This window comes from Flindersiella endophytica (genome assembly GCF_054779015.1).
Window position 1 is genome coordinate 31,520 of sequence record NZ_BAAGYY010000045.1, and the last position, 6,887, is coordinate 38,406.

Annotated in this window: 7 protein-coding genes and 1 pseudogene; 3 read left to right on the forward strand and 5 right to left on the reverse strand. The window is 65.4% G+C overall.

The annotated features are described in order from the left end of the window. Nucleotides 1–115: 115 nt before the first annotated feature. The 5 genes from ACYVF6_RS46170 to ACYVF6_RS46190 all read right to left on the reverse strand — a co-directional run bounded on the left by ACYVF6_RS46170 (nucleotide 116) and on the right by ACYVF6_RS46190 (nucleotide 4,513). Nucleotides 116–334 carry a hypothetical protein gene (locus ACYVF6_RS46170; RefSeq protein WP_460533619.1) on the reverse strand — a complete coding sequence of 73 codons (219 nt, stop codon included), beginning with the start codon at nucleotides 332–334 and terminating at the stop codon, nucleotides 116–118. A 27-nt stretch (nucleotides 335–361) separates the two neighbouring features. Beyond that, nucleotides 362–820 carry an SRPBCC family protein gene (locus tag ACYVF6_RS46175; protein WP_460533622.1) on the reverse strand — a complete coding sequence of 153 codons (459 nt, stop codon included), beginning with the start codon at nucleotides 818–820 and terminating at the stop codon, nucleotides 362–364. A 1,179-nt stretch (nucleotides 821–1,999) separates the two neighbouring features. Then, nucleotides 2,000–2,260, reverse strand: a complete 261-nt coding sequence (locus tag ACYVF6_RS46180) for an NUDIX hydrolase (protein ID WP_460533625.1) — start codon at nucleotides 2,258–2,260, stop codon at nucleotides 2,000–2,002. A gap of 245 nt (nucleotides 2,261–2,505) precedes the next feature. Then, nucleotides 2,506–3,015, reverse strand: a complete 510-nt coding sequence (locus ACYVF6_RS46185; RefSeq protein WP_460533628.1) for an MFS transporter — start codon at nucleotides 3,013–3,015, stop codon at nucleotides 2,506–2,508. A gap of 250 nt (nucleotides 3,016–3,265) precedes the next feature. Further along, nucleotides 3,266–4,513 carry an outer membrane protein assembly factor BamB family protein gene (locus ACYVF6_RS46190; RefSeq protein ID WP_460533631.1) on the reverse strand — a complete coding sequence of 416 codons (1,248 nt, stop codon included), beginning with the start codon at nucleotides 4,511–4,513 and terminating at the stop codon, nucleotides 3,266–3,268. 413 nt (nucleotides 4,514–4,926) lie between these two features. Between ACYVF6_RS46190 and ACYVF6_RS46195 the strand changes: the two genes are divergently transcribed. The 3 genes and pseudogenes from ACYVF6_RS46195 to ACYVF6_RS46205 all read left to right on the forward strand — a co-directional run bounded on the left by ACYVF6_RS46195 (nucleotide 4,927) and on the right by ACYVF6_RS46205 (nucleotide 6,823). Beyond that, nucleotides 4,927–5,055 carry a hypothetical protein gene (locus tag ACYVF6_RS46195; RefSeq protein WP_460533634.1) on the forward strand — a complete coding sequence of 43 codons (129 nt, stop codon included), beginning with the start codon at nucleotides 4,927–4,929 and terminating at the stop codon, nucleotides 5,053–5,055. 338 nt (nucleotides 5,056–5,393) lie between these two features. Further along, nucleotides 5,394–5,800: pseudogene (locus ACYVF6_RS46200) on the forward strand (multicopper oxidase domain-containing protein); the annotation flags it as partial. A 579-nt stretch (nucleotides 5,801–6,379) separates the two neighbouring features. Then, on the forward strand, nucleotides 6,380–6,823 hold the full coding sequence (locus ACYVF6_RS46205) for a multicopper oxidase domain-containing protein (protein ID WP_460533649.1): 444 nt from the start codon (nucleotides 6,380–6,382) through the stop codon (nucleotides 6,821–6,823). Nucleotides 6,824–6,887 lie beyond the last annotated feature (64 nt).

Sequence of the window (6,887 nt, forward strand, 5' to 3'; positions counted from 1 at the left end):
TGTCCCGACCCCCGCAGGCCCGACCCCGGAGCACCTCGGCACAGACCGCGCCTTCATCTCACTGACTGCCCTCCAGGACAGCATCTCCGGACAACGACCATGAAACGCGCAGCCGCTACTCGGATTCGTGCCCGAACAGCATCTCGCCGTCGCTGCCGCCAAGCAGGAACGTGAACCTGCTGAGGTCCGCGCACAGCTGGCCGAGGTCATAAGCCCGGTTCCCCACGAAGTCACGCAGCGACTCGCCGAGCCGGTCGTCGTCTGCGGCAAGCCAGTCGTGCAGGAACTTCAGCAACTCGGCCAGTTCGACCGTATCGCCGGTATCCAGGTTCACGGTGGGCATGGTGAGTGCTGTCCTCGCTCAACTGACCGCCTCGGCGGCGGCCTTAACGTGATCGTTGCGGATACGGATGAGCCGGGGCATATACCGGTTAAGCACGATGAATTCGGCGATGGCCCCCAGAGGCCCGAGCGGAGCGGCGAACTCGACGATGTCGCGCATGACGGTTCCGCCGTTCCCGTCCTGCTCGAAGTAGTGGGCGTGGTGCCAGCGCTTGAACGGACCCGTGACCTGCTCGTCGACGAAGTGGCCAGGTGGGTCACAGACGCTGATGAGGGAGGTCATCCGCCAGCGCAGGCCAAAGTGCCTGGCTTGCCAGGTGACGGTGTCGCCGAGCTTCATCCGGCCGGATGTGACGCCGCCGATGGCCTGCTCGCCGGAGTCAGCCATCGAGGCCATGTGCGTCTCGATTTCCAGGGAGACATCGAAGACGCGCTGCGGTGGTGCCGCGATGGCGGTTACGGCTTCAAAGCGCGTCATACATCGACTCTACGGTCAAACACGTCCAGCCGCGTCGGACGCATCCTGATATCGATCACCTCATGTTTGGCGTCCGCGCCGCTCAAAGACCGACCGCGTCGGCCGAGCGGTCAACGCCGACACTCCACCGCGCAGCTGAAGCGCTCAGCCAAAGATCGTTACCGGATATTCGCAATAACTTGCCCAGCCGTTGCCGGAACCCCGGACGCGCCATGAGGAGTACCGCGCCTATCTTCAGCGCGGCGAGACGAGACTGTCGACCCTGCATAGGGTTGCAGGCGCGTTCCTGGGCGGTGCGGGAAGCAAGACGGCATGCCGAGCGTGCGCAAGAGCTTGCCAAGCAGACGGGGTCTGTCCGGCACCGTCAACGAGTTGAGCGTGTTGTGCGGGCCGCGTAGTTCGCGCCTCCTTCACCGGGAGCCAGATGGCCGGAGTCTGTCCGGCGGATACCAGTGCGGTCGGGTGTCGCCATCGATGACAGCGCGACCCTTCCAAGTCTCGTGATCACGCATCAAGGACCAGGCCGTGAGGTTTCCCGGAAGCCACTCTCCATCAATCCAGATCTCGACCGGTCTGGGCGGTCGAGCCTTCAACTGACCCTTGTTGCTCCACTCAACTTCTCTGGTGGCTGACTCCACCCACAGGTCCTCGCGCGCAAACCCCTCCATCAGGCTGTCGAACACGCCATATCCCCTCCGTGTGGGGCGCACTTCGAACCGCTCGTACGTCTCGTATCGACCCACGTCGGTCCTCCACATGCGCGACCGATTCGAACAGGTGTGCGCTTTTGCCATGCAAGTCGATATTGGCGGTCAGGCATACGCTGGACGGCGCCATGAACCGCAGGCGATGGATCAGCAAGAACGGCACTGCAGAGAGTCGAGCTGATCGTCCTCGACGGCAGACCGGCACTGAGAGTGAGCAACACCTATGGCTTCAGCGAGGGCTACTTTCCGACGCAGGCAGCCTTGCTGGCCAAAGCTCGGCCTGACCGAGGACGATCTCGTGCCTGTCGAGCCCGAGAGCAGCGAGTCGTGACCGCTTCCGGGACTCAGGAAGGCTGCGTACCGATGGCGGTTCGAGCCGGTCAGGTACCTTCGCGCTACTCCGGCTTCAACCTCGTCATCACCAGCAGCAGGCCGACGAGGGAGCCGGAACCCAAGACCTCGCCACGGGCGATCAGCGCCGGCACCTCGGCCAGCGGTATCCACGACACGACGCCGGCTTCCTCGGCGTCGGTGGCTCGCCGATCTTGTCGGCCCGGTGCGCGAGGAACAGCTCATGCGGTGTGTCCACCATGCCGGGCATCGGCTGGAACTCCAGCAGCTTCTGCAGCGGCACGTGCGGCCTCCAGCCGGTCTCCACCTCAACCTCCCGTGCCGCGGTGGTCGCCGAGTCCTCGTCGCCCTCCACGATGCCGCCAGGCAGTTCCCAACCCACTCATCGGCCGCGAACCGATGCCGCCACAACATCAACACGCGGTCAGCGTCATCCAGCTCAACCGCGATCGCGACCCGGTTGAGCCGAACAACGTGGTGCCACCAGCGCTCCCCGGTCGGTGGCTCGATATCGACCTGTACAAGGCGAACCCATCGGTGGTCGTAGAGGGTCCGTTCGCCGTGAACCTTCCACCGCATCTGCTCGAGTTCTTCGGGTCTGGGCATGGTCCGACTGTTCGTAGCTGCCTAGCCAACCACGCAGGTAGCAGCGACCGAGGTGCAGTCTCCCGCCGCAAAGTCACCTCCACCTCTGCCATTGTGCCAACTACTCGCTTGGCGGAGGCTGGCCGTGAGGACGTTCGAGGTCGCCGGGCCGATCTGGACGACGAAGAAGCTGGCCGCGCTGACGCCGACGACGACCGCTGTCGGACCGGCCGCGATCGGCAGGAGAAACGCGCCAACTCTGCGCACCAGACGTGATCCCACGAAGACAGCACCGAATGGCCACCGGCGTACGGCCATGGTGGACAATGAGGCGCCAATGAGACAGCCTACGCCGACCCCGCTCAGGATCATACAGATGACGCCGGGATCCAGTTCGAGGTCCCGCACCGCGTAGACGAGGAACAGCGTTCCGGTGACGAGGGCGAAGAAGTTCCCAATTGCAGCCATCAACGCCGTCGGCCGGATGTAGGGCCGGCCGACGGCGAACCGGAGGCCTTGGAGGATCTCGTGTCCGACCTGCCGGCGACCCACCCTCGGGACGGGAGGTTTCCGGTTCCTGGTAGCCGATCCGTGCCAGCGAAGGGATCCCAATCAGATACGACACCCTGTCCATTAGAAGCCTGACACGTGCCGTAACTACCTGAATGAGGGCTCCTCCCAAGCCGGCCCCGCTGGTCTCCGCGGCTGATTGGCTCATCTCATACTTGGACATCGCGTCGACCAGTCCATAAGGTCAGGACTGATGCGGCTAAGCGAGCATCGTTCCTGCCGTGGTGCGAGTTCAGCCGGTTCGGAACGCGATCGCTCTGCCGGGTCCGGTCACCGCGTACGCCCGCCGTTTGTCGACGAGCCAGACCCCCGACCCGTCGCGACCGAGTTCGAGCAGTCCGCTGATCGGTGCCGCCTTACCGTCGGCGTCTATCCGGAGTAGGGCGATCTTGCCGGTATCTGACTCGCCCGTCGCGATAACCCCACGGCCGTCCGTGGCGATGATCGTCTTGGCGAACACCAACTTGCCATCAACCCTTTCGGTTATTTGGCCGGACCAGCGGTCCTTGCCGGCGACGAGGTCCCATGCCGCCCAGCCGGCACCTGCTGTCACAACGAGCAAGTACCGGTTGCCGATGAGACCTGAATGGTCGGTGAGCCTCCGATCGGAGTACTTGCTCGCCGTTTCTCCCCCAGGGCTCCAGCTACGAGGCACATTGGCCACCATGTGGACAGTGCGGAGCATCGAGCTGGTCTCGGGGTCGGCCGAGTAGTCGTATCTGGTCTCGTACACGACCAATGGCGAGGCCAACAGGACTTGGGTGTCCAGGTCCAGGTTGTCGAGCCGGATGCGGTGGAGCAGCTGACCTGTCCCGGGATCAATGACGCGTGCCTCGTCCAAATAGCCTCGATGCCAGCACCGGTCGGCGAAGGCGATCCGTCGCGGACTGGTGTCGAAGCCGACATCGCGGATCTTGACATTCATCTGCTGACACTCCGACTCATAGACCCAGCTCCGAACACCGGAGTCCGGGTCGAACCCGACGAGCACGTTCTGGCTGCCGCTGTGGCTGAGCACGCCGATGACCCGATCGCCAGCAACCTCGACTGCGTCGAGATACTCCTGGCGCGGAAATGTCAGGTTCCACTTGGGCTTGCCAGTGCCGAGGTCGAGGAGGAGAAGTCCCCGGCAGTTATGGTCCAGATCGTTCGACCGGTAGGATAGAGCCGCGGCATTCTTCAGGAGTCCGCTGCTCGCCGTGCAGATCTCGCCCTCAGCGCCCGGCACGCGATATTTCCATTGAACCGAGCCATCGCCCTTGTCCAACGCGACAACTGCGCCGGCGCCTTTACCCGCCGAAACCAGGAGATCGTTCGTAGTCCACGCGAGCAGCGTGCTGACATCCTTGGCCGGAGCACCCGCCACGGCTGACCACACAATGGGCCCAGCCGTAAGCCTGACGATCACGATCGATGCCCCGACCACGCCGACGATCACCACGACCAACACAGCGACCAGCACTTTCCTGCGGCGCACCATGAACCGACCCTACAAGTCGCTGCTGGCGCGGTACTGGCGCGATTCCCCGACCTGTTTCTTGGCTTTACGCCGCACGCGAACGCCGCTGACCTAGCAGGCGTGGTCAACGCAAGTGGCGAAGGGTGGCGTGCCAGGTGCGAGACCGAGTCGGGCACCGCCCAGGCCCCGCGAGTCCGCACGATGCGAGTGGGCCGCTCACCAGTCCGCACAGTGTCGCACACCTTGCCACGGACGACCCGGTCTACATCGAGCTCACCTTCTTCCCCCGCGACGACGAGACGGCCGAGGCCCGCCGCGTCGTAACTCTGGCGTTGTACAGGACACAAATATGTCCCGTACGCGCGGCATCGTGTCCCTGAAGATAGTGGCGGTTGGACTGGAGTCCGTGTGTGCATGACGGATCGGAGTAGGTGATGAGCGATCCGGCGATGGACGGGGCGGCGGCTGTTCATCAAGCGCTGCTCACGTCCGACCATTACCGGGCGATCGTGACTGCGGCGCCGGACCACTTTCGCTGCGGACTGGTTGGCGGTGGCCATTGATCGCCGCTGCCGTGGCGACCCTGCTCCGGCTCGCCACGATTGGCTACCCGTGGTCGTTCGGTTGGGAGGCGGCCGCCGATCTGGTGTGGCTGGCGGTGCCGCCACTGCTGGTCGCCGCCGTGCTGGCACCCGTCCATCCGAGGGTGCCGTCCTGGCGGCGGACAGCCGCCGTGGTCGCCGCCGGGTTGCATGTGTTGGCCACGTTCACGCCTCACGCCGAGCCCTATGCGCCGACGCTGGCAGCCGAAGCGGCTGTGCTGACCATCGTTCTTGTCGTGCTGGCCGGTTCCGGGGCGGCGTTCGCCTGGTCCAGTAGCCGATTGCCCGGCAGCCTCAGCATGGCCGGAGCCCATGCGGCGCACGGCCCAAGTGACAACAGCGGCGCGGGCGGCGTCGACATCAGCAGTCTGACCGGACCACGCGAGGCCGTACCGGACCGGCGGTTCACCCTCACCGCCCGTACCGCGTCCGTCCGGCTGGTGTCCGGCGAGATTGTGGCGGCGTGGACGTTCAACGGCCGGTTGCCCGGGCCTGAACTACGTGTACGGCAGGGTGACCTGGTGGAGGTCACGCTGGTCAACCAGAACGTGGCGGCCGGCGTCACCGTGCACTGGCACGGCGTCGATGTGCCCAACGCCGAAGACGGGTCGCCGGGCTCACCCAGAACGCCGTCCGGCCGGGAGGACGACATGTCTACCGTTTCGTTGCCGGGCAGTCCGGCATGTTCTGGTACCACTCCCACCAGTCGGCCGACCAGCAGGTCCGGCGCGGCCTGTTCGGCACGCTCATCGTCCAACCACGCGCCGTCCAACCACGCGCCGGGTCGGCGACGGGGGCTGATCTGGCGGTAGTCGCGCATGCCTGGCCTACCGGCGGCACTCGGATCACCGGACTGTCGCTGACCGGTTCGGCCCCGTCGACCGGAGTCACCCGCCGCGCGATCGCTGTCGGCACGCGGGTGAGGCTGCGGATGGTCAACGCCGACAACCAGGCACGTGAGCTCGCCTTCGACGGGGCGCCGTTCCGGCTGGTCGCGGTCGACGGCACCGGCCTGAACGGGCCGACCGCGCTGAACCGGCAGCATCTGAACCTCGCCGGCGGAGGCCGCTACGATCTCGCCTTCACCATGCCGGACCACCTTGTACAGCTGACCATCGGTGCGGACGAGAACGGCTCCAACCAGGGCGCCACCATCCTCCTGTCACCCGACGGCAACGGCAAGGTCGCGCCCACCCGGCCCGGTCGAATCCTGAACTTGGCCGGCTACGGAACCCCTGCCCCCAACCCCTTGGGCAGGAGCTCGCATTACGTCCGCCACTTCACCATGGTGCTGGGCCAGGGGTTCGGCTTCTACAACGGCCGGTTCGGCCTCCAGCGCACGATCAACGGGGCAGTGTTCCCCAACACACCGACGTTCGTCGTACACGAGGGTGACCTGGTGACGATGACGATCGTCAACCGCAGCTTGAGCGCACACCCGATGCACCTGCACGGCCACCACGCCCTGGTGCTCACCAAGAACGGAAAACCGACCACCGGCAGCCCGTGGTGGACCGACACCCTCCTCCTCGACCCAGGGGAACGCTACGAGATCGCCTTCCGCGCTGACAATCCCGGCCTGTGGATGGACCACTGCCACAACCTCGAACACGCCGCCGACGGCATGACCATGCACCTGGCCTACCAGGGATACACCACCCGCTTCCTGGTCGGCGACACCCCAGGAAACGGGTGTGTTTCGCTAACGGTGTTTCCGGCGGCTTGTTAGTAGGTCTCCGCAGCCGGGAACCGGTCTGCGAAGGTGATGGAGAACGCGTTCAACGCCGGCTTCC

What these genes read in the sequence shown, in the direction of transcription:
- ACYVF6_RS46175 (WP_460533622.1), bottom strand. Translation starts at nt 820, where the DNA reads ATGACGCGCTTTGAAGCCGTAACCGCCATCGCGGCACCACCGCAGCGC.
- ACYVF6_RS46205 (WP_460533649.1), top strand. Translation starts at nt 6,380, where the DNA reads ATGGTGCTGGGCCAGGGGTTCGGCTTCTACAACGGCCGGTTCGGCCTC.
- ACYVF6_RS46190 (WP_460533631.1), bottom strand. Translation starts at nt 4,513, where the DNA reads ATGGTGCGCCGCAGGAAAGTGCTGGTCGCTGTGTTGGTCGTGGTGATC.
- ACYVF6_RS46195 (WP_460533634.1), top strand. Translation starts at nt 4,927, where the DNA reads ATGAGCGATCCGGCGATGGACGGGGCGGCGGCTGTTCATCAAGCGCTG.